Annotated in this window: 19 protein-coding genes and 1 pseudogene; 14 read left to right on the top strand and 6 right to left on the bottom strand. The window is 54.6% G+C overall.

Going from position 1 to position 21,513, the window contains the following annotated elements:
* Positions 1-71 precede the first annotated feature (71 nt).
* A complete protein-coding gene (locus E4656_RS11945; RefSeq protein WP_135483504.1) occupies positions 72-854 on the bottom strand; it encodes a hypothetical protein in 783 nt (260 codons plus the stop codon).
* Between the two features lie 156 nt (positions 855-1,010).
* On the opposite strand from E4656_RS11945, the gene E4656_RS11940 reads away from it, so the two are divergent.
* Entirely contained in the window at positions 1,011-1,904 is an 894-nt protein-coding gene (locus E4656_RS11940) for a LysR family transcriptional regulator (RefSeq protein ID WP_135483503.1), read from the top strand.
* Between the two features lie 95 nt (positions 1,905-1,999).
* Positions 2,000-2,410 (top strand): RidA family protein, encoded by a 411-nt coding sequence (locus E4656_RS11935; RefSeq protein WP_135483502.1) that lies wholly within the window; start codon positions 2,000-2,002, stop codon positions 2,408-2,410.
* Between the two features lie 4 nt (positions 2,411-2,414).
* Here E4656_RS11935 and E4656_RS11930 read toward each other — a convergent pair whose 3' ends face one another.
* The 4 genes from E4656_RS11930 to E4656_RS11915 all read right to left on the bottom strand — a co-directional run bounded on the left by E4656_RS11930 (position 2,415) and on the right by E4656_RS11915 (position 4,045).
* On the bottom strand, positions 2,415-2,711 hold the full coding sequence (locus tag E4656_RS11930; RefSeq protein WP_135483501.1) for a hypothetical protein: 297 nt from the start codon (positions 2,709-2,711) through the stop codon (positions 2,415-2,417).
* Complete coding sequence (locus E4656_RS11925; RefSeq protein WP_167856045.1) at positions 2,708-3,064, bottom strand: phage holin family protein; 357 nt, start codon at positions 3,062-3,064, stop codon at positions 2,708-2,710. The genes E4656_RS11930 and E4656_RS11925 overlap by 4 nt, the downstream gene beginning before the upstream one ends.
* Positions 3,065-3,135: 71 nt before the next feature.
* Entirely contained in the window at positions 3,136-3,507 is a 372-nt protein-coding gene (locus E4656_RS11920) for a hypothetical protein (RefSeq protein WP_135483499.1), read from the bottom strand.
* Between the two features lie 187 nt (positions 3,508-3,694).
* On the bottom strand, positions 3,695-4,045 hold the full coding sequence (locus tag E4656_RS11915) for an antibiotic biosynthesis monooxygenase family protein (protein WP_135483498.1): 351 nt from the start codon (positions 4,043-4,045) through the stop codon (positions 3,695-3,697).
* A gap of 73 nt (positions 4,046-4,118) precedes the next feature.
* Here E4656_RS11915 and E4656_RS11910 point away from each other — a divergent pair, with 73 nt between their 5' ends.
* The 12 genes and pseudogenes from E4656_RS11910 to E4656_RS11860 all read left to right on the top strand — a co-directional run bounded on the left by E4656_RS11910 (position 4,119) and on the right by E4656_RS11860 (position 15,693).
* Positions 4,119-4,811, top strand: coding sequence for an ArsR/SmtB family transcription factor (locus E4656_RS11910; RefSeq protein WP_135483497.1), 693 nt, complete (start codon positions 4,119-4,121; stop codon positions 4,809-4,811).
* Between the two features lie 32 nt (positions 4,812-4,843).
* Complete coding sequence (locus E4656_RS11905) at positions 4,844-5,470, top strand: class I SAM-dependent methyltransferase (protein WP_205849192.1); 627 nt, start codon at positions 4,844-4,846, stop codon at positions 5,468-5,470.
* Between the two features lie 4 nt (positions 5,471-5,474).
* Positions 5,475-6,341 carry a DMT family transporter gene (locus tag E4656_RS11900; protein ID WP_135483496.1) on the top strand — a complete coding sequence of 289 codons (867 nt, stop codon included), beginning with the start codon at positions 5,475-5,477 and terminating at the stop codon, positions 6,339-6,341.
* 14 nt (positions 6,342-6,355) lie between these two features.
* Positions 6,356-7,525, top strand: a complete 1,170-nt coding sequence (locus E4656_RS11895; RefSeq protein ID WP_167856044.1) for a serine hydrolase domain-containing protein — start codon at positions 6,356-6,358, stop codon at positions 7,523-7,525.
* A gap of 624 nt (positions 7,526-8,149) precedes the next feature.
* On the top strand, positions 8,150-9,232 hold the full coding sequence (locus E4656_RS11890; protein WP_135483494.1) for a DNA cytosine methyltransferase: 1,083 nt from the start codon (positions 8,150-8,152) through the stop codon (positions 9,230-9,232).
* Positions 9,222-10,886 carry an ATP-binding protein gene (locus E4656_RS11885; RefSeq protein WP_135483493.1) on the top strand — a complete coding sequence of 555 codons (1,665 nt, stop codon included), beginning with the start codon at positions 9,222-9,224 and terminating at the stop codon, positions 10,884-10,886. Before E4656_RS11890 ends, E4656_RS11885 begins: the two co-directional genes overlap by 11 nt.
* Positions 10,887-11,001: 115 nt before the next feature.
* Complete coding sequence (locus E4656_RS11880) at positions 11,002-11,874, top strand: hypothetical protein (RefSeq protein WP_135483492.1); 873 nt, start codon at positions 11,002-11,004, stop codon at positions 11,872-11,874.
* A gap of 37 nt (positions 11,875-11,911) precedes the next feature.
* Positions 11,912-12,032, top strand: a pseudogene (locus tag E4656_RS20695) (IS3 family transposase); the annotation flags it as partial.
* Positions 12,033-12,318: 286 nt separating this feature from the next.
* Complete coding sequence (locus E4656_RS20240; protein ID WP_167856043.1) at positions 12,319-12,492, top strand: hypothetical protein; 174 nt, start codon at positions 12,319-12,321, stop codon at positions 12,490-12,492.
* Positions 12,493-12,769: 277 nt separating this feature from the next.
* A complete protein-coding gene (locus E4656_RS11870; protein ID WP_135483491.1) occupies positions 12,770-13,819 on the top strand; it encodes a DUF262 domain-containing protein in 1,050 nt (349 codons plus the stop codon).
* 1 nt (position 13,820) lies between these two features.
* The gene (locus E4656_RS11865; protein ID WP_135483490.1) at positions 13,821-14,519 is read left to right on the top strand and encodes an MAE_28990/MAE_18760 family HEPN-like nuclease; all 699 of its coding nucleotides are present in this window, start codon (positions 13,821-13,823) and stop codon (positions 14,517-14,519) included.
* The gene (locus E4656_RS11860; RefSeq protein ID WP_135483489.1) at positions 14,509-15,693 is read left to right on the top strand and encodes a DNA cytosine methyltransferase; all 1,185 of its coding nucleotides are present in this window, start codon (positions 14,509-14,511) and stop codon (positions 15,691-15,693) included. The genes E4656_RS11865 and E4656_RS11860 overlap by 11 nt, the downstream gene beginning before the upstream one ends.
* 52 nt (positions 15,694-15,745) lie before the next feature.
* Here the strand turns inward: E4656_RS11860 and uvrA are convergent, their stop codons facing one another.
* Positions 15,746-21,481 (bottom strand): excinuclease ABC subunit UvrA, encoded by a 5,736-nt coding sequence (gene uvrA, locus E4656_RS20690; RefSeq protein ID WP_135483488.1) that lies wholly within the window; start codon positions 21,479-21,481, stop codon positions 15,746-15,748.
* Positions 21,482-21,513: the final 32 nt, after the last annotated feature.

Genomic DNA, 21,513 nt, shown 5'->3' with positions numbered 1-21,513 from the left:
CAGCAGCATCACCAGAAACAGGCAACGCAATGGAGCCAGCCCCCTTTTGACTGCGGCAAAATTCCCGGGCATCAGTGCTTCTCGAATGTTGCCTGCAGCACAGCGTTCTGGTTGTGGCTGTCAGTGCCACCCAGACCCAGAACCAGTTGTTCGTCACTGTCCAGATAGCCATAGCCGGCAATGGACGCTACCGGATCATCCTGTGGATCCAGCAACTGAATCGACAGGCCGAACAGGTTCCGTTCCAGTTTTTCCACATCTCCGGTCATGTTGGAAAATGCAACCTGGCTGTAAACACCGGTCACAGAAGCAATAATATTGCCATTGGCAAGGGTGCCATCAGCCTGAATTTCAAAGGTGGAGTTGGCATCATCAATGTCCGACCAGATGCCGACCAGACTATTGAATGGTGTATCGACATGGGTAGCATCATCCCTGACCAGCGTCATCTTCTCGATTTCCAGGCCGGGCAATGCTGCAGAGAACGAACCTTCAGCCCGGTTGTTGTTCTCTATCTTCAGATCGGCTTCAGCGTCCGCACAGAAGGTATCTTCATAGTCCGCAACACAGATGGAACCCTTCAACCCGAGACGACCGCCCGCAACAGTTACCGAGTTGTTATCAAAACTCATGAACACACCATTTTCTCCACTCCATACAAAGTGATTGTCGGGTGCGATCACCATGTTGGTAGTGAAGACGTCGGGGGCATCACCGGGCTGCTGCGGCTCGAACGTCAAGCTCATTTCCCAGTGACCATTGGGGTCCATACTGGCCGTTCCGCTCCCGGAGGACGAGTTGCATCCTGCCAGTACGAGTGCAATCAGTATCGATAGAGTTGTTATGGCTTTCATTTCCCTGCTCCTTCTGCTGATTCTGCTGCCAGGCAGCACTCACACAGAGTTTGTTCACCCCTTTACGGGACACCACCCTGCGTTCAGAGCCAGATTACGGACGGGATCTGATATATTTCTGATAATCGAAGCAGGCAGTTGGCAGGGGAACGCTTTTTGATAGACAAGCTGGAAATACACCACCTCAGAACGCTGTCTGCCCTGTATCAGTTCGGCAACCTTTCAGTGGCAGCCGAACATCTCTGCGTCTCCCAGCAGGCCACCAGTCTCCAGTTGAAACGACTGCGGGAGATTCTCGGCGACCCATTGTTCGTCCGCTCTGGGCACGGGATGGTCCCCACGCCCTATGCCCGCTCCATCCAACCGCACGTCCACCAGGTGCTGGAGCACTTGAACGCCATCCCGCGGCCGGCATCCCTCGACCTGGGCCAACTGGATAGAACGCTGGTGATATCCGCTACGGACTATGCTCAGGAGGTCATCGTGGCGCCCCTGCTGGAGGTACTGAAAGAGGCTGCACCCGGCGTCAGGATCATTATCACCCATATCGAAAGCGCCGAATTGCTCACGCGCATGAGCCGGGGCGAAATCGACCTGGCCTTCACCTCCACTGGCTATGTACCGGAAGGGCTGGTGTCCGACCCGCTCTTCACCGAACGCTATAGCTGCGTTTCTGCGGACCAGACATTGGCTCGGGACGAACCGCTGTCGACAGCACAGCTGGCTGAACAGGACTTTGTCATCACGTCGCCCGGGACAGGCAGTTTCCAGGGATCGGCGGATGCCTGGTTCGAGCGCCAGGGGCTGAAACGGCGGGTGGCGGTCTCGGCGCCATCGTTCTTCATGACGCAAGTCTGTCTGAAGCACTCGCGTATGGTGGCGTTCATGCCCTCTCGCCTGCTGCCGTGCGACGGCCTGCACGAGATCCCGCTGGAGAAGCATCCACCCGGCTACGAGGTGGTGGTGGCCTATCATCCCAGCACCGCCAGCGACTCGTTCATGGCATGGTTGCTTGATCAGGTAAAAGACCGCTTCATTGACCAACCCTAGCCAGGCTTGTATTGAGCACAAGCCAGGTTCCATAGCGGGATGTGCACCCAGCAGTCTAGTATTGCGCCGGTCTTGCATTGAATAGAGTTATTACCATGAGTATCCGCAACATCAATCCTGCTGCCTTGTATGACGGCGCAGCTTCCGGCCTGTCCCACGCCCGGGTCGACACGCTCAACGGACTCGTTTTTGTCTCGGGCCAGGTGGACTGGAACACCGACTTCGGAGTGGTGCATGAAAGCATCGAAGAACAGACCGAAGCGGCATCGAAAAACCTGCTGACGGTACTGGGAGAGGCGAGCTCGTCCGTCGATGACCTGCTGCAACTGCGTGTTTATGTCAGAGGCGAGCTGAGTGACCACATGGAGGCTGTGGTGCCAATTCTGGTGAAGTATCTGGGCCGGGCGCGCCCAGCACTGACCGGTGTTGGCGTTGCGTCCCTGGCCTCTCCGGATCTGCTGATCGAGATCGAAGCCATAGCACGGGTATCGGCGGCCGCATTGTGAATGATCAAGATTTTTCCTGCTTGGTGGTAGTTGTCATCAGGAGCTTCAAGCCGGCATTTACTGCCTGGGAGATAGCCAGCACGCGACTGCCGCTTAGCCATTCTCTGCGGTGAAGGGCCACACCAAGCACGCCTGCCGTGATAACGGCAGCCGGTGAAATAATCTGCCTTCTGAGGTTGTCAGTAATACCACCAACGGCGCCATCAATATGACCGCGACGACGCCTGATTCTGTGCTCCACGACAAGGATCTGTGCCCGCAGGGACGCGGCCCGACCATCAAAACTGCGGAGAAAAATCACTCTGCACCTCGCTTGCCTTTGTCAGGGCTGTCAGATGTCTTGAGCGCCCGCTGGGTGGCGGGCCAGCCAAGCCAACGACTCATGCGCCTGATCCACAGCCAACCCAGAACAGCCAGCAACAGGTTGGCTCCGGCCAGCAACAGCATGGCCCATACCGGCGCCAGACCCATGCCGATAAGCCACAGCGCTGCCGCACCAACCAGCGCCCCCCAGGCGCTGGCAAGCACAAGCGCCGTTGCCATGGACACCACCGCCATCCTGAGCAATGTGATCACCGAAAGACGCGCTTCCAGCGTGGCCAACTGCAGGTGGTCCTGCGCCAGTTCGCGAAACTCGTGGACCAGCCGATTCATGCTTGCCTCCAGTGGTCTGGATGACGGCGAGGACTGGGTCCCCGCCGCACCAGACGCCTCGTCTGAGGTATTCATGAATTCGGTTGTTTATCCTGGCGCGAGGACAGCAAGCGACTCAGTACATAGCCTGTTGTGACCGCAAGGCCCAACGTAATCAGAGGGTGGTCGCGCATATAGCTGCTACTCGCAGTGATCATTTCGTCACGCTTGACGCCTGCCCGCTCCATGGCTTCGACGGCATGATCGGCCATTTCGTCTGCGTTCTTCACGGCCCTATGAGCACCTTCAGCCGCACTGTCAATCGTTGGGTGAGCAGCTTCGGAGGCCGCATCAATGCCTGCATGAGCACTTCTGGCAATGCGATCTTTGGTTCCATCGCTCTCCTGACTACCCGTGGGCGTGGGACGAGAGCCATTGGCCGAAGTCTGTTCTTTCTTCATCATGGTATTTCTCCTGGCTGCTCTGCAGCCTGAAAGCAAACCCCAAAGTCCGTGATGGCAGGGAATCACTCAAACCATCAACGGGATGCAAACAGACGGTAGCAAACTATAAAGTGCCTGTTGGTGCGGTGTACCGCTTAGCCGGATCGCAACCGGAGAATCACTTCGCCATCATGCCAGCGGCCTGCAACTACTCGGGCCGGTGTGCCGACAGTGAGTCATCAGGCGCCTCTTTCCGATCCTCCAGGCCATAGTCCCGCACCACCGCTGCGACGCGCAGGCGATAATCAGCGAAGACTCGGTTGCGGCCTGTTCGCTGTGCAGACCGATGAACCTGGAGGTTGCGCCACTGTTGCACGGCCTCTTCATCCCGCCAGAATGACAATGACAGGAACTTGCCGGGGTGGGTCAGGCTCTCGAAGCGCTCGACCGACAGGAACCCGTCGACCTCTTCCAGGTGATCCTTCAAGGCAGCAGCAATGTCGAAGTAGTCCTTGCTGTGCTCCGGGTGCGGTATGGCTTCAAAGATTACTGCTATCATGGGAAAACTCCTGTTGGCTGAGGTGTTGACCCTACACTTCGCCACACCCGATTGATTCGATCAGGACCGAACCATGAGTGAAGGGCCGAACATTGTGCGCATTGCTGCGCTTATTGGAGACAACGCCCGGGCCGAGGCGCTTTCTGCGCTGATGTCTGGCCGTGCCCTGACCGCGACCGAGCTGGCAGACGCAGCCAGCGTAACAAGGCAGACCATGAGCTCTCACCTGCAAAAGCTGCTGGAGGCAGGGTTGCTCAAGGTCAGCCAGCAGGGGCGCCATCGATATTTTCGCCTGGCGGGCGCTGATGTTGCGTACCTGATAGAGTCGATGATGGGCGTCGCCTTTCACACAACGACTCAGCACCCTCGTACCGGCCCGCGGGACCCGGCGCTGCGCAAGGCCCGTATCTGTTATGACCACCTGGCCGGTGAAATGGGCGTTTATGTGTACCAGCAGATGCTGGAGTACGGCCTGCTGCTGCAGAAAGACGGCGCATTGTCGATCACGGACCAGGGGCGGGAGTGGTTCCGGCAACTCGGTATTGATGCCGATGAGGTCGCGCAGTCAAGACGCTCATTCTGCAGAGCCTGCCTTGACTGGAGCGAACGCAAGGATCATCTGGCAGGTGCGCTGGGCGCTGCACTGCTGTCACGCATACTTGAACTCGGCTGGGCGCGGCGGGTGGAGGACTCCCGGGCCATAGAGTTTTCGGCTCAGGGCGAGGCGTCCTTGCGCGGGTTGATGCGCCTGCGGTGTACTGAGTAGCCGCCCCGCATCGCAACAAGGAGAGCAACACCATGCCTGATGAGACCACCATGCGCAGCAAGCGCTGGGCCGAATACTACCGGCATCATGAAAGGCGTCCGGTCTCGCCACTGCTCAAGCGTGCCATGACGCATTTGCCGGCACAGCCGCAGCCGCGACAGGCCGTTGACCTCGGCTGTGGCAGTGGTTCGGAAACCCGCTTCCTGCTTGAGGCCGGATGGGACGTGTTCGCGGTAGACCAGGAACCCGGGGCCATAGAGCGGGTTCGAAATCTTCAGCCTGCGGACAGCACCGCGCGCCTGGAAACCAAAGTCAGCTCATTTGAAGCGCTCGACACCCTGCCTGAATCAATGCTCATTCACGCCGGGCTGAGCCTGCCCTTCTGTCACCCACGGAGCTTCCCTGAGCTCTGGAGACTGATTCTCTCCGCACTCGGGCCTGGCGGTGTGTTTGTGGGCCATCTGTTCGGTGACCGGGATGGCTGGTCCGCCAACCCCAACCTGACCTTCCACACCGCCGAGGAAGTGGCAGAGCTGCTGACAGACCTGAACATTCACTACCTGCATGAAGTGGATGAGGACGGTAGCAGCATGCAGGGGCCCAAGCATTGGCACCGTTTCGACATTGTTGCCACTTCTATTCAGGCTGAGGTCAAGTAAACGCATGCATTCCCCTGCTCTCAAAGCCACCGCCTGGATGGGCGGCACCCTGGTCTCTTTCGCGGCCATGGCAATTGCCGCGCGTGAGCTTTCGGCTGATCTCGGCACCTTTCAGATTCTGGCCGTCCGCAGCCTGATCGGCCTGCTGCTTGTCTCCGCCATTCTGAGCCGGGTGGGTTGGCAGCAGTTGTCGCTGCAGAACATCAAGCTTCATCTGATTCGGAACCTGGCGCACTTTTGCGGTCAGTTCGGGTGGTTCTATGCGATTGCGTTTATTCCCCTGGCGGCTGTGTTCGCCATCGAGTTCACCGTGCCCATCTGGACCGCGATATTTGCCACGATCCTGCTTTCCGAGCGCATCACCAGGGCAAGAGTTCTGGCCATTCTGTTTGGGATTGTCGGTGTGCTGGTGATCCTGCGACCGGGATTGGACGTCGTTCATCCCGCCGCATTGGCCATACTGGGAGGTGCCGTGGCTTATGGGCTGTCTCACACGCTCACCAAGAAGCTTTCCGGCAGTGACAGCACCCTGTGCATCCTGTTTTTCATGATGCTGATTCAGCTACCGCTCGGGTTTGTGCCAGCAGCCTTTGACTGGGTGCCTCTCACGGCTGCCCATTGGCCGTGGGTGGTCGGCGTGGGCATCACCGGGCTTACCGCCCACTATTGCATGGTGCGAGCTCTGTCACTAGCCGATGCAACCCTGGTGGTGCCAATGGATTTTCTACGCCTGCCACTGATCGCCCTGGTGGGCTATGCACTCTATGATGAGCACCTGGACGGTTTCCTGGCTTTGGGCGCAGCATTGATTCTTGCCGGCAATCTGATCAACCTGATGCGAGAGCGCAGGAAAGTGCCGGACCACCAATAAATGAGAACATGACAATGACCCTGAGCCTGGACGCTCTGCTCGACGAACTGATTGAACGCAAGGATGTTCACTCCGCCGTCATGTCCGTCACCTCCGGCGACGGGTCATTCCAGTGGGCCGGCGCCCGGGGTGTGATGTCACCGGGCGGCCCGCCGGTGACAGAGACCACACCCTGGTTCATCGCCAGCATTACCAAACTGTTCATTGCCGCCACCGTGCTGCGGCTGGTGGAGAACGGTGAACTGGCCTTGCAGGACCGCTTGGTTGACCGGCTCGACACCGCCCTCACCCACCGGCTTCACGTGCTCGACGGACAGGACCACACAGACCAGATCACCCTCAAACACCTGCTGGGCCATGCCTCCGGGCTCCCCGACTTCATTGAAGACTACCCGAAACAGGGCCCCGACCGGCGCAGCCTGGTCGAAACACTGCTGGCAGAAGGCGACCGAGCCTGGACGCTGGCAGAGACTACCCATTGGGTACGCGAACGACTCACACCGCATTTTGTACCCCAACCGCTGAGCGACCCCCGTGCCCGCATCCGGTATTCCGATACCAACTATCAACTGCTCATAGGCATCATCGAAACCTGCCGAGGCGCCCCCTTCTTTCAGGTGTTGGATGAACTGATCCTGCGCCCCCTGAGCCTCAACAACACCTGGCTGTCCGGTCGCTATCCCAGCAGCCCCAACAACCGCGAAGCCGAGCCCCAGGTCCCCGCACTCTACGCCGGTGCAGACGTGGTGCAGCTACCCAACTTTCTTGCCGACATCGGCGACCTGAATTCCACCTGCGACGACCTCACCCGGTTTCTGAAAGGCCTGGTGAACGGCGGCCTGTTTCAAAACCCAGACACCTGGCACCAGATGCAGGCCCACGCCCGAACCTTTTCCTTCCCGCGCGACCGCGCCGCCCTGCGCCAACCCGGCTGGCCCATCCAATACGGCCTCGGCGTCATGCGATTCCAACTGCCCCGCCTGTTCACCCCCTTCCGGCCCATGCCACGGGTCGAAGGCCACACCGGCTCAACCGGCACCTGGCTCTTCCACGCCCCGAAGCTGGACCTTTACCTCACCGGCGCCGTCAACCAGGTCACCGCCGGGGCCGTGCCGTTCAAAGTCGTGCCCAGAATTCTCAAGGTGTTCAATGCAACACTTGCAAAATCAGGCCATGGCGGCTAAACCTAAGGCTAGGCCTGTAGCAAAGGGATGCACCGCAACCACAGCCGCAGGGATTGGCAAGCCACTTCACCCGGCCGGGCGGAAGCGTGTCCGAAACGCCAACAACAAAGACCAGGCAATTGAACCGCCCCAAGGAACATAAGTTAATCATCAAGACCTCCCCGCATACCGACATCGCCGGATAGTAAATGTATGTCTGACAATCAGAACCCCGAACAACACGCGCGTGAATGCATCGACTACCAGATTCTGTCTCACGGCGGGGTGGTAAAACGGTTGAGAGAGTTGAATCGGCGACAGCGCGTGGGGTGACCAATGACTCTGACCCCATTGATTTAAGAAAACTTGGGGTGTGAGACCAAAAAAAACTGATAATTTTAATCATGGAAAAAACCATGACGGGGTTTGTTTGGCTCATTGACACGGGCTTCCTAATGGGTGACCCCATTGATTGGCAACCGAAGCCCGATAGTGTGTGCCCAGCTTACTGCTTAACAGAAATGTGTCCGATTAGCGAACGAAGACCACAATCCACTGTATGCGGGCTTAGGCGTCAGGGAAGCTTTCTTACACTTTCGATCGCTGAAAAACTATAATCGTCGACGCCTAAACTGGAGTGCATAGATGGTTGAAGTACAGAATCTTGATTGTCAGCAGCCTGTTGGGGAGGTTGTTGACTTATTTTGTGGTGTCGGTGCGCTGAGCCATGGCTTAAAGCGAGCGGGCCTGAGAATTCTTGCTGGTTACGATGTGGATGCACGCTGTAAGTACGCATTCGAAACAAATAACGCTGCGAGTTTTTATGCTCGTGACGTAGCGAAGTTGACTGCTTCCGAACTACGAAGTCATTTTAGCGGGAGATTGCCATCAGTACTGGCTGGATGCGCACCTTGTCAGCCTTTCTCATCATACAAGCAGCGTTACGCAGAGGACCCACAGTGGGGTTTGGTGAATAAATTTGCCGAGCTAGCGGTTGAAGTTCAACCAGATTACTTAACGATGGAGAATGTTCCTGCACTCCTTCGCTACAAGCATGGCACCGTGTTCGAGAAGTTTTGCCTAACGCTCCGGGAAGCTGGATATACGATCGAATGGACAGTAGCCAAGTGTGAGGAGTTTGGCGTTCCGCAGAGGCGCAGACGCCTTGTGGTACTTGCCTCAAAATCAGGAAAGGTCTGTCCGTTAGCTCCAACGCATTCTAACGTTGTAACCGTACGCGAAGCTATTTCAGGCCTTCGGTGCATCAATGCGGGTGCCTCCGACCCAGATGACCCCCTTCACGCAGCATCTTCCCTTTCAGAAATAAATTTGCGCCGTATTAGGGCATCTACCGCTGGGGGCACTTGGCGTGATTGGCCAGAAGACTTACGAGCTGCTTGCCACCGCAGGCCTGCGGGGAAAACATATTCAGGAGTGTACGCAAGGATGTCATGGGAAGAGCCTGCTCCCACTATGACCACACAATGCTACGGCTATGGAAATGGGAGGTTCGGGCATCCCGAGCAGGATCGCGCTATCTCCCTAAGGGAAGCTGCAATTTTGCAGTCCTTTCCAGGCGATTATGAATTTCTTCCGGCAAGTGAACGGCATTCATTTGTTGAAGTTGGTCGATGGATTGGCAACGCGGTCCCAGTTAAGCTAGCTGAAGCCATAGGAATTTCGATCCTTCAGTCTCTGTCAGCGAGGATTGACAATCATGCCCGATAACCAGAATTTCAATTTTGAAATTTCGTTGAGCGTACTAAATCACCTCGGTCGGAATCTGTATCGAAACTTCATTACGGTATTAGGTGAGGCAATATCCAATGCCTGGGACGCGGATGCCAAAAATGTTTGGATAAATATAAATCGCGAAAGCTCCACGTTTTCAATTCGAGATGATGGGGTTGGCATGGACTCTGATGACTTTCAGAACAAATTCCTTAAGATCGGATATTCGAAGAGAAAAGATGGAGGAATGAAGTCTGCCTCAGGGCGACCATTCATTGGTGCCAAAGGGATAGGCAAGTTGGCGTTACTGTCTTGCGCCGAACGAATCTCCGTATTCTCGCGAAAGCAAGGACTAGAGTATGTCGGCGGACTAATTAATAACTCAGACCTAGATCGCGCTATCCAGAGTGATTTAACACCAGAAAAGTACCCGTTGGAGGGGTTGAACTTTGACTTGATTTCTGATTTGATCGACCAACATCCTCAAGGGACAATAGTGATCTTTGAAGATACAAAAGAGCAAATTCGAAACTCTATTGCGCATATAAAGAAAATGTTGGCACTTAGTTTTCGATTCACACTTATCGATAAAGAGTTTTCGATCTTCGTTAATGATGAACAAGTTTCAATTAACGACCTGAAAGATCTTGTTCAAAAAACTGAGTTTTTATGGGACATAAATAATTGTCAGGATAGTTTTTTAAATGCATTAGGAAATTTGAAGCACGACAAAATTGAACTAACAACTGCACTCGACATCAAGGGTTTTGTCGCGTCAGTGGAGTTACCGCGCCATTTGAAAATTACCGGAACTGAAGAACGTGCCACGATTGATTTGTTCGTGAACGGCCGTTTGAGGGAAAAAAACCTAATCAAACATATTCCTACTCAACGTATCGTCGAAAGTTACATCTATGGTCAGATCCACTTCGACTCAATGGATTCCGAGGGGAAGGATCCGTTCACTAGCAGCCGAGAGGGCGTAGTTGAAGACGATGCGAATTTTCAAGCCTTATTGGATTATTTGAAGAGAGATGCTCTGCTGAGAATATTCGACGACTGGGACAAGTATCGCTTGAGGCGTGGCGAGGAAGGTGACGTTGAAAACGAACGGAAGACTAAAAAACAACGTAAGGCTCGTGACCTATATACTGCAACGCAGGACGAGTATCGGCCAGAGAAGGACGCACCAGCGAAGGATCAAGTGGATGCTTGGTTGGATGAACTTCGTGATGATGCAGAATTCAATGTTTCAGCCTACGTGGACTGTTTTCTCTCCGAAAACCTAGTGCGGAAGTACCTTGAGGACAAACGCGTCCCACTGAAACCAAATATTGAGAAGACTGCTCAGGAATGGAGGGATAGAGAAGCAAACCGCAAAGGCGAGGCGAACATCAGCTTTTCAATTCGTAAAGGTAACAACGACCTCAGCTATCTTGGTATGGACGATTTGGCTTTTAGTGTGGAGAGGAAGAAAGACGGGGGTAAGAGCCAGTCTCTTTGGACTGATGCCGTGTCATACCGCCCCGTCAGAAATGTAGTGGGCCACACTGGCCTCCTAACCGAAAACGGTAAAGCGCATCTCTCTTTGGCTTACGAAAACATTAAGGCGCGAGTGAAAAAACTTGTGTCCGGTATCGACAAAGGTTGACACACAGCCTACTTCCTTCAGGACCGACTAATTTGTCAGATATAAGATTATCAATTTCCGCAGCCACTCGAATTTGGCAGAATATTCAGGGTATTAGGCCTGATGTGAGGTGTAAATGGACTTAAATGACATTGAAGAGCAAGTCCGCTGCTATCGAGAAGAGCTGTACGCTGGTATTGAAATACCTGAGCCTGCAATGAAACTCAATATGGCAGCGCGTAGCGGTGATAAGCTGCGACAATTCAAGTATCTGCATCAAATGTGTACCTTGCATGGTGAGAATTTCGTAGCGGCAAACCAGATAAAGACCGTTGCACTGGTGGACGGATACCTTGAGAACGCTAGATTGAACTCTTCTCTAGGAATGTACCTATTTACCAGGTCATTACTGGAACTCGCAGCATTTCTTCATGATGTTACTGACCGCTTGACTTCAATCACAAAGGAACCGGAAGAGAAGTGGAGACCCAAGGGAGAACAATTTTTCGGTATCATTATGCGCGCCCGGTTCGGCACATCAAATAAAGAACTTGCAAAGCAATTAAAGACAACGGGAACGTCGAAAAAGCACCTTGAGCCTTTCAATGTCATGCAGTCACTTACCAAACTGGTTGCTAGCACAGAAGGAAAAAACCTAGTCGGAAAGTACGACCAGCTTTGTGATTACGTTCATCACAACCTGTCGAGTCACTACACATCCAGTCCTGGCTCTCGTAGAGGAAACCTGGCGCGTTCCGAAAGAGGCGGCACCATATTATTAATGAAGAATTCTGGGATTACGCAGTACAAATATCCAACTCCTAATAAGGCAAAGAAGGCCCAGTCTGAAACAATTGAGATCATAGATGTTTCGCTCCGAATCTGTATTCGTGAAATAAACCAGTTACCTCGCTCACCCTATGGAGCAAAGCAACTCAAAGAAATGACCGGTTCAAGCGTAGGGTTAACTCTACTACCCGCTAGGGTGTATATACCTGGGAGCCAATGAAGTGTTGTCAGACAGTTTGGACATACCCTAATACTTACTTGAGCAATTTATGGAAGAGCTCGACGTACCTCCGCTGGTACAACGAGAAGCGAATTAAAATATCGCTGGGTGGCTTGAGCCCCCTTGAGTATCGAGTTAGCTTGGGTTTTGCAGCATGAACCTGTCCAAGAAAAGATCCGCACCCCCAAAGCGGACAATCTAAGTTGGTGTTGACAACGGAAAGAGATCCGCAAGCTGGAAGCGGACCCTCTCTGTCAACCTAGTTGTCCAGTTGGCGGGCAATGGCCCGCTTGGGTGTGCCCTTGCGGGCCAGGGTCTTGATAGTCATACGTACCTCCAAGTGAGTGGTCATCGGTACGCCGCTCCCCGCAATGGACAGGAGAGCAGCGTAGACAATCACCCCGGGGTGCGTAAATCTGGGTGTCGCCTTACAAGCAGATTAACGTGGCGCTCTACACTATTATCCGCGTAGGCCAGAAATGGCGCTATCTGTCGGTGGTAATGGATCGGTTCACACGGCGCATTGTCAGTTGGAAACTGAGCCATGAAAAAACAGCCATAGTGACGCGTGTGGCGCTGCGCCCGGCACTGGACAGAGGAAGCCAGCACCGGGGCTGATCTTCCATACAGATCGGGGTGCTGAGTATGGCTGTACACGGCAGTCAGCAATTACCTCGATGGCTTCTACAGCCCGCAATGCCTGCCCCTGGTATCGGCTACCGAAGGACGATAGAGTACGAGCAGGCCGTTGCTTAACAGAAATGTGTCCGATTTATCTGGGCGACACCCCTATACAGCACTACTACTAAATAATAGAGGCTACCAGTAGCGGTGACATTAAAGTATCCCAAAATATAATTATTCGATAATGTTTACTAAAGTAAAGGAATAGCAGATGAAAAATCAAAACTCTTTAGCTTTCCCAGTATCTAAGGACACTCGTGATGCTGCTGAGAACCAAATACGTGAGCAGCAAAAAGAAACCAGATACGACATTAGAGATTTCACCATCGAATATATTATACAAAAATTTCAAGATGGACTATTTTTTGTGCCAAAATACCAAAGAGAGTTCATTTGGCCACAAAATCATAAAGAGCGATTCATTGAGTCAATTATTCTGGGGCTTCCTGTACCTATGATGTTTCTAGCCGACTTAGATGACGGTAGACTAGAAATAGTAGACGGAGCACAACGTATTCAAACGCTTGAGGAGTTCAGGAACAGCGACCTGAAACTTAAAGACCTCAAAATACTAGATAGCTTAAAAGGCTTTACATATGAAGACTTGCCTGAGTCTCAACAACGAAAATTTGACACTAAGGCGTTGAGGATAGTTGTCTTAGAAGATGCGACATCAGCAAACAGAAGGAAAGAAATATTCAATAGAATTAACACGGGTTCCGTAAAAGCAAAACCCTCTGAGGTTCGGCGCGGCGACTTTGAGTCTCCATTTATGCAATTTGTGATTCGTTGTGCTAGTGATGCCATGTTCAGGAAGACATGCCCGGTATCAAAGTCTCTAGTGAGTCGCAGAGAACCAGAGGAACTTGTGTTAAGATTCTTCGCATACTCAGATCGATACAAAGTATTTAAACACGATGTATATAAGTTTCTTGATAAATACACTGAAGATCTCCGGGATAACTTCGACAAAGATAAAATGGAAAGCGAATTCAATCAAACAATGCACTTTGTGAACCGGCACTTCCCTAATGGGTTCGCTAAAACAAAAAACTCCTCTAGCACTCCGAGAGTTAGGTTTGAGGCTATTGCTGTCGGCACGAACCTCGCGTTGCGGCAAAATCCCAATTTAACGCCAGGATCACTCTCTTGGCTTGATTCAGAGGAATTTCAATTCCACACAACTACTCATGCCAGCAATTCAGCCCCGAAACTAAAAAAACGCGTTGAGTTCGTTAGAGATATGCTGTTAGGTAAATAAGATGGAAATTATTAGAGAAGAGTTTGAGGAGCGGGCAAACGAAGTTAAAGAATATTTAAATGCCATCTATAAAATGGAGAACGAGGACTATAGTTTTTACAGAACTGGAAGCAGAAATTCTGTAAAAATTAAAATGGGGAATGATTTACCAAAAGTAATGAAAGCTACTTTCTTCTTGTTATTATACAACCTAATTGAATCAACAATTCGATCATCTTTTAAAGAGCTTTATGATTGCATACAAAATGAAAATAAAGTGATTTCGGAATTCAAAGACGAATATAAATTAATTTGGATAATGCAATCTTTTAAAGGGAAAGATCCTGTTTCCTCAAATCAATCAACTTATCGTAACCTAATCTCAGACATGGTTTCTGACATACTTAATAGTCAGCCGTTAAGTCTGTCTATTGACTCCCTCCCGATTTCTGGTAACTTAGACGCCAGAAAAACTAGGGAGCTTTTAAAAAAACATGGCATTAGCGAGAAAGTACACTATAAAGCAAATGGTGGGTCTCAGCTGTTGACTATCAAAGAGAAGAGAAATGCGTTAGCCCACGGGCATATTTCTTTCGCGGAATGCGGCAGGGAATATACGCACGAAGATTTAGCCTCACTTAGAAAAGAAACTGTTGTTTTTTTAAGAAGTGTAATTCGTAATATCGACAAATATATAAAAAACTCAGGCTATGTCGCATAAACGATTAAACAGTTTTACGAGTCCTTTAGAGGCTGTTAAAAGGCCATTTAATCTACCGGTTGGTGGCACCCGGGATCTAAAAGTAGTAGACCTGTTCTGTGGTGCAGGGGGAATGACGGCGGGAGCCACTATGGCAGCATCTGAGCTGGGGCTTAACATGGAGATTACGCTGGCTGCAGATTCAAATACAGATGCACTCTCAGCATATCAATCTAACTTTAGTGAGGTTATAAATAATTTTTTAGGCACCGACCTTTCTAGTGTTTTTTCGCCCCTAGGAAATGCATTATCCCCAACCGAATCAAAAATTGCTGATACAGCTGGCCATGTTGACATGCTAATGGCAGGCCCTCCCTGCCAAGGGCATTCTAGCTTAAATAATTCAACTAGACGACTCGACCCGAGAAATGAGTTATATTTCGTAGTTCCAAGAGCTGTTGAGATTTTAAAGCCTAGTTTTGTAATTATTGAGAATGTGCCCGAAATAGTACACTCTAAAGAGAAAGTTGTCCAAAAGACAAAAAACTTCTTAGACTCAATAGGATACTACAATACTGAAATTGTTATTTCATTTGATAAAATCGGAATACCCCAAAAACGAAAACGCCATATTCTTTTGGCTAGCAAGAATTCCATGTTTACGGAGATAACTGATTCATCATTCAAACCTCAAAACGATAATACTTTATCTGCATGGCTTAAAGATATAAAAATATACGATGACTCAATATTAGACAGAACTACAAAAATTAGCGATGACAATCAAACTAGGATTGATTATTTATTTGCTAATGACTTGTATGATCTACCTAACGAGATGCGCCCACCATGCCACAGGGATAAGAAGCATAGCTATAAGTCTGTATATGGCCGACTCAGATGGGATCAGCCGGCTCAGACTATTACATCAGGATTCGGTTCTATGGGACAAGGCAGATATATTCACCCGAGTGAGAGGCGACCTATTACAGCAAGAGAAGCAATGCGGATTCAAGGTTTTCCAGACTGGTACAATTTTGACGCTGTAGATTCTATCACCTCTATCCGCAAACTCATCGCGAATGCTGTCCCCCCTATACTTACTTATTCTATATTAATGTACATAGATCAATTAATTCATTCTAATCCCACTAAAATAATCGAAAGTAATGAATTAAATAAGGAGCTTTCTTAGCCAATGTATGACGCTTGAGCGGAAATACTGTATCTTATTAAATGTATACACCTCACTCCCACAACTCCCCCAAATACCGTCCGGTATAAGACTTTTTCCGCTTAGTCAGCGCCTTCGGCGTACCCTGCGCTATCACCTTCCCGCCTGCTGATCCTCCTTCCGGTCCCATATCAATCACCCAGTCCGCTTCGGCGATGACGTCGAGGTTGTGTTCGATCACCAAGACGGAGTTGCCGGCGTCGACCAGTCTGTGGAGGACGTGCAGCAGTTTGTCCACGTCGGCCATGTGCAGGCCGACGGTGGGTTCGTCGAGGACGTAGAGGTTGTGTTGTGAACGTCGTCCCTTGTTGTCTTCCGGGGTCATATTGGCCTTGCTGAGCTCTGCCACCAGCTTGATGCGCTGGGCTTCGCCGCCGCTCAGGGTGGGGCTCTGCTGGCCGAGGGTCAGGTAGCCCAGGCCGACGTCCTGCAGCAGGCGCAGGGCGTGGTGTACCTTGGTGATGGGAGCGAAGAAATCCACGGCTTCGTCGATGTTCATGGCCAGCACTTCGCCGATGTGTTTGCCCTTGTACTGCACGCTGAGGGTTTCGTCGTTGAAGCGCCAGCCGTGGCAGACGTCACAGGGTACCCGCACGTCGGGCAGGAAGTTCATTTCGATCTTCTGTTCGCCCTGGCCGCCGCAGGCATCGCAGCGGCCGTCACCGGCATTGAACGAGAAGCGCACAGGCGTATAGCCGCGCAGGCGCGCATCGACCGTGCCGGCAAACAGTTTGCGGATGGTGTCCCAGATGCCGATATAGGTGGCCGGGCAGGAGCGCGGTGTTTTGCCGATGGGGGTCTGGTCCACTTCCAGCACGCGGTCGATGTTGTCCCAGCCGGTAATGTCTTTGGCGCCGTGCCAGACGGGCGCGCGTTTGCGCTTGTCGGCAATGGCCTGTTTCAGGTTCGGGTAGAGCACGCCGCGAATCAACGTACTCTTGCCGCTGCCGCTGACGCCGCTGATGGCCACCAGTTGGCGCAGGGGTATCTTGGCATTGAGGTTGCGCAGATTGTTCTGCGTGGCGCCCTGGATGTGCAGGCTTTCCGGTTCCCAAAGAGTGCGCATCTCGGTATTGCGCAGGTCCGGCATGGGGTGGCGCAGGGGTTCGGACAGCATACGCCCGGTGAGTGAGCGCTCGCTGTGCAGGATCTGTTCGAGGGAGCCAAACGCCACCACTTCACCGCCGTTAACACCGGCACGGGGGCCCATGTCGATGACATGATCCGCCTCACGGATGGTGTCTTCATCGTGTTCCACCACAATGACGGTGTTCCCCTGCTGCTGGAGTTCACGCAGGGTCTCGATCAGCCGGCGGTTGTCGCGCGTGTGCAGGCCTATCGTGGGCTCGTCCAGCACATAGGCGACACCCTGCAGACTGGAGCCCAGTTGCGCGGCCAGACGAATGCGCTGGGCTTCGCCGCCGCTCAATGTGGGCGCGGCCCGATCCAGGCTCAGATAATCAAGGCCAACCTTCTGCAAGAAGCTCAGCCGGTTTTTCATTTCAGAGAGCAGGTCGCGGGCGATAGCCGCTTCGTGGGTCTGCAGTTCCAGGGCTTCGCACCACTGCTCGGCGGCATCCACGGGCATGGCGGACAGTTCGGCAATGGACCGTCCGCGAAACCGCACCGCCAATGCCGTGGGGTTGAGCCGTTGGCCGTCACAGGTCTTGCAGGTGGTCTCTGTCCCACCTGATTTGCCGTCTTCCTCGGCGGGTTGCCAGGCGCCTTCTTCGCCTGTCTGCTCCTCGTCAAAACCCTTGATGGCCTGCCCTGTGCCATAACAGCTGTGACACCAGCCATGCTTGGAGTTGTAGGAAAACAGGCGCGGGTCCAGTTCGTCGAAGCCGCGACCACAGCCAGGGCAGGCCCGTTCGGTGGAAAACAGGCGCTCACCGGTTGGGTCATCCACGGGTGCCACCATCACGATGCCGTTGCCCAGCTTCAGAGCCTGTTCCAGTCCTGCCTTCAGTGCCTGCTCGTTTTCCGGCTGCACGGTGAGTTCGGCCACCGGCAGTTCGATATTGTGTTCCTTGTAGCGGTCCAGCACCGGCCAGTCTGCCGTGGGCTGCCAGTTGCCGTCCACGCGCAGGCGCTCATAGCCGCGGGTGGCCGCCCATTCGGCCAGTTCCCGGTAGATGCCCTTGCGCGCCACCACCATGGGCGCCAGCAGAGTCACCGTCTGATGTCGGTAGTCGGTGTGCAAACGCGCCAGAATGGCCTCCGGCGTCTGCGGTTCAATCGGCACGTTGCAATCCGGGCAGTGCTGGGTGCCCAGCTTGACGTACAGCAGGCGCAGATAATGATGAATCTCGGTCAGGGTACCCAGGGTACTCTTGCGGCCGCCGCGGCTGGTACGCTGCTCGATGGCCACGGCAGGCGGAATACCGTAGATGGCATCCACATCCGGGCGCGCCGAGGGCTGCACGAATTGGCGTGCATAGGCATTGAGCGATTCCAGATAACGCCGCTGACCTTCGCCGAAGATCAGGTCAAAGGCCAGGGTGCTCTTGCCACTGCCGCTGACACCGGAGATGACGGTGAGCTGGTTGCGGGGAATGGTGACGTCTATGTTCTTCAGGTTGTGTTCCCGGGCATGGTGAACACTGATGACGGGGTTGGGCTGGTACGTCGCCCTGGCCTCTGCGACGGCCTGGGGCTGGTACCCGCCGGCCAGTGTGGTCTCGTAGTCGCGCAGCGCCTGGGCGGTATAGCCGCTCTCCCCGGCCATCAACTGGGCCGGGGTGCCTGCACCCAGCAGTTCCCCGCCGGCGTCGCCGCCTTCGGGGCCAATGTCGATCACCCAGTCGGCGGCGCGAATCACGTCGAGGTTGTGTTCGATCACCAGCAGTGAATGCCCGGCCGCCTGCAATTGGCGGAAGGCACCCATCAGGGTGGCGATGTCCGCGAAGTGCAGGCCGGTGGTGGGTTCGTCGAACAGGAACAGGATGTGTTCGTTGCCTTTTGCCTTTCCTTTGCCGCTTTTGGACTTGCTGGCGGTCTGCACCAGATGCCCGGCCAGTTTCAGACGCTGCGCCTCGCCACCACTGAGCGTGGGCACGGCCTGACCGAGCTGCACATAGTCCAGCCCCACGTCGGCCAGTGGCTGCAGGCTGCGCTGCACGGCGGGTTGGTCACGGAAGAAATCGAGCGCTTCGCTGACCGTCATGGCCAGTACATCGGCAATGGACACCACCCGCTGGCCGTCGTCGCCTTCCGGCAGGCGGATCTGCAGGATCTCGTCGCGAAAGCGGGTACCGTCGCAGTCCGGGCAGCGCAGGTAGACATCGCTCAGGAACTGCATTTCCACATGTTCGAAGCCGTTGCCCTGACAGGTGGGACAGCGTCCGTTGCCGGAGTTGAAGCTGAAGGTGCCCGGCGTGTAGCCGCGCTCCTTTGCCAGCGGAGCGGCCACAAACAGCTTGCGGATGGCGTCATAGGCACCGACATAGGTGGCCGGGGTCGAGCGGGTGGTCTTGCCGATGGGGCTCTGGTCGACCATGACGACGCGGTCGATCTGCTCCAGACCGTCGATGCGCTCATGGGCGCCGGGCGCTTCGGTCTGCTCGCCCAGATGGCGCAGTATGGCCGGATAGAGCACCTGGCGCATCAGGGTGGATTTGCCGGAGCCGCTGACGCCGGTGAGGCACACCAATTGCCCGAGCGGCAGGTGCACGTCGATGTTTTTCAGGTTGTGTTCGCGGGCGCCGTGGATTTCAATGGCTGGCGTTCTCTGGGGCTGAGAGGCCTGTTCGGGACTCGCCGTAAACCCATCCATGGGGGCTCGGGCACAGCGTCCATGCTGTGCACGGTCCCTCGCAGGCCTCTCAGTCCCAGACGTGTCACCACCTGAGGCAACCTCGGATCCGCTTCCCTGCGGCAGACGGCTCCGAGCCAGAACTCCCGGATTCGCCTCCGGCCCCGAAATGCGCCTCCCGGTTACCTGTTCAGAGCCGTTCAGGTAACGGGCGGTGAGGTTGTGGTGGTGTTGCAGCAGGTCGCCCGGCGTGCCGAAGAATTCGATATGGCCACCTTGCCGGCCAGGGCCGGGCCCAATGTCCAGAATGCGATCGGCGGCAAGGATCACCTGTGGGTCATGCTCCACCACCAGCAGCGAATTGCCGGCATCGCGCAACCGGTGCAGGACCTTGACCAGGCGATTGATATCGCGCGGGTGCAGGCCGGTGCTGGGCTCGTCCAGCACGAACAGGGTATTCACCAGTGAGGTGCCAAGCGCCGTGGTCAGGTTGATGCGCTGCACCTCACCGCCGCTCAGTGTGCGTGACTGGCGATCCAGCGTCAGATAGTCGAGCCCGACTTCACACAGATAGCCCAGCCGGGCGCGTATTTCCTCCAGTAGCAGTTGCGTCGGCTCATCGGCATCTGTCTCGCCCAGCGTCTGAAAGAAGTCGGCGCAGCGGCCCAGAGGCAGCCGCATGATGTCGGCGATATTGAGGCCGTTCAACCGGTCAAACTGGGTCTGCTCCAGGGTGTTGCCCTGCGGTACAAAGCGCGGGCGGTCGCCCAGAGCGGTTTCCGCAGCCTGATGGTCACCCACCCGCCACCAGAGCGCGGTCGGCTTGAGCCGCGCACCGCCACAGGCCTGACAGGGGGTGTAGGAGCGATACTTGGACAGCAGCACCCGGATGTGCATCTTGTAGGCTTTGCTTTCCAGCCAGTCGAAGAACTCCTGAACGCCGTACCAGACGCCCTCGTCCCAGTCGCCTTCGCCCTGAATCACCCACTCTTGCTGCGCCTCGGTCAGCTCGGCCCAGGGCACATCCACCGGCACGCCGCTCTTGCGTGCATAGCGGATCAGATCACGCTGTACTTCTTCATAGGACGGCGTCTGAATCGGCTTGATGGCGCCTTCCTGCAGGCTCTTGCTGATATCCGGAATCACCAGGCCGTAATCGACGCCTATGATGCGGCCAAAGCCTCGGCAGGTCTCGCAGGCGCCGATCGGCGAGTTGAAGGAGAACTGGCTCGGGCTGGGGTCCGGGTAGTCGATATCACAGTGCGCACAATGGTGATGGCTGGAAAAGCGGGCCGGCATGCCGGTGTTGCGCTCTTCATCCATCGGGTAGACCAGCACATGCCCCTTGCCATAGTGCAGCGCGGTTTCCACGGCTTCGGTCAACCGCCCCCGATTCTCCTCGCTCAGGCGCAGTCGGTCCTGCACCACCTCCACTCGGCGGCCATCGCGCCTGTGCATGCGTGCATAGCCCTGCTGGTTGAGCAGTTTCAGCACTTCATCGTCACCGAGGTCTTCCGGCACATGGACCGGCATGCACACCATCAGGCGCTGGTCCTCGGGCCAGTCAGCATACAGGCTGGCCACCACGGACTGCGCCGAGTCACACACCACCTCACGGCCGCAGCCCTGGCAATACAACTGCGCCAGCCGGGCGAACAACAGCTTCAGGTAGTCGTTCAGTTCGGTCATGGTGCCCACGGTGGAGCGCGAGGTGCGTACCGTGTTGCTCTGCTCGATGGCGATGGCCGGCGGGATGCCGTCGATGCTGTCCACCGCCGGCTTGTCCATGCGGTCGAGAAACTGCCGGGCATAGGCCGAGAAGGTCTCGACATAGCGGCGCTGACCTTCGGCATAGATGGTATCGAACGCCAGTGACGACTTGCCCGACCCGCTCACCCCGGTGACCACCACCATCTCTCCGAGGGGGATGTCCAGATCCAGATTGGCGAGGTTGTTCTGGCGAGCGCCGCGAATGCGGATGGCATCGAAGGTCATAGAGGTGCCGTCACTTCCGGTCAGTTGAAATC

The organism is Natronospirillum operosum (assembly GCF_004768465.1).
GTDB lineage: Bacteria > Pseudomonadota > Gammaproteobacteria > Pseudomonadales > Natronospirillaceae > Natronospirillum > Natronospirillum operosum.
The sequence above is the reverse complement of the archived record's forward strand: the minus strand, read 5'-3'. Positions and strand labels throughout refer to the sequence as shown.

Bases quoted from the DNA above. Each gene is read 5' to 3' on its own strand.
- E4656_RS11870 (WP_135483491.1), top strand. From the start codon at position 12,770: ATGAAAAATCAAAACTCTTTAGCTTTCCCAGTATCTAAGGACACTCGT.
- E4656_RS11925 (WP_167856045.1), bottom strand. From the start codon at position 3,064: ATGAATCGGCTGGTCCACGAGTTTCGCGAACTGGCGCAGGACCACCTG.
- E4656_RS11860 (WP_135483489.1), top strand. From the start codon at position 14,509: ATGTCGCATAAACGATTAAACAGTTTTACGAGTCCTTTAGAGGCTGTT.
- E4656_RS11900 (WP_135483496.1), top strand. From the start codon at position 5,475: ATGCATTCCCCTGCTCTCAAAGCCACCGCCTGGATGGGCGGCACCCTG.
- E4656_RS11920 (WP_135483499.1), bottom strand. From the start codon at position 3,507: ATGATGAAGAAAGAACAGACTTCGGCCAATGGCTCTCGTCCCACGCCC.
- E4656_RS11915 (WP_135483498.1), bottom strand. From the start codon at position 4,045: ATGATAGCAGTAATCTTTGAAGCCATACCGCACCCGGAGCACAGCAAG.
- E4656_RS11910 (WP_135483497.1), top strand. From the start codon at position 4,119: ATGAGTGAAGGGCCGAACATTGTGCGCATTGCTGCGCTTATTGGAGAC.
- E4656_RS11935 (WP_135483502.1), top strand. From the start codon at position 2,000: ATGAGTATCCGCAACATCAATCCTGCTGCCTTGTATGACGGCGCAGCT.
- E4656_RS11890 (WP_135483494.1), top strand. From the start codon at position 8,150: ATGGTTGAAGTACAGAATCTTGATTGTCAGCAGCCTGTTGGGGAGGTT.
- E4656_RS11880 (WP_135483492.1), top strand. From the start codon at position 11,002: ATGGACTTAAATGACATTGAAGAGCAAGTCCGCTGCTATCGAGAAGAG.
- E4656_RS11905 (WP_205849192.1), top strand. From the start codon at position 4,844: ATGCCTGATGAGACCACCATGCGCAGCAAGCGCTGGGCCGAATACTAC.
- uvrA (WP_135483488.1), bottom strand. From the start codon at position 21,481: ATGACCTTCGATGCCATCCGCATTCGCGGCGCTCGCCAGAACAACCTC.
- E4656_RS11895 (WP_167856044.1), top strand. From the start codon at position 6,356: ATGACCCTGAGCCTGGACGCTCTGCTCGACGAACTGATTGAACGCAAG.
- E4656_RS11945 (WP_135483504.1), bottom strand. From the start codon at position 854: ATGAAAGCCATAACAACTCTATCGATACTGATTGCACTCGTACTGGCA.
- E4656_RS11865 (WP_135483490.1), top strand. From the start codon at position 13,821: ATGGAAATTATTAGAGAAGAGTTTGAGGAGCGGGCAAACGAAGTTAAA.
- E4656_RS11885 (WP_135483493.1), top strand. From the start codon at position 9,222: ATGCCCGATAACCAGAATTTCAATTTTGAAATTTCGTTGAGCGTACTA.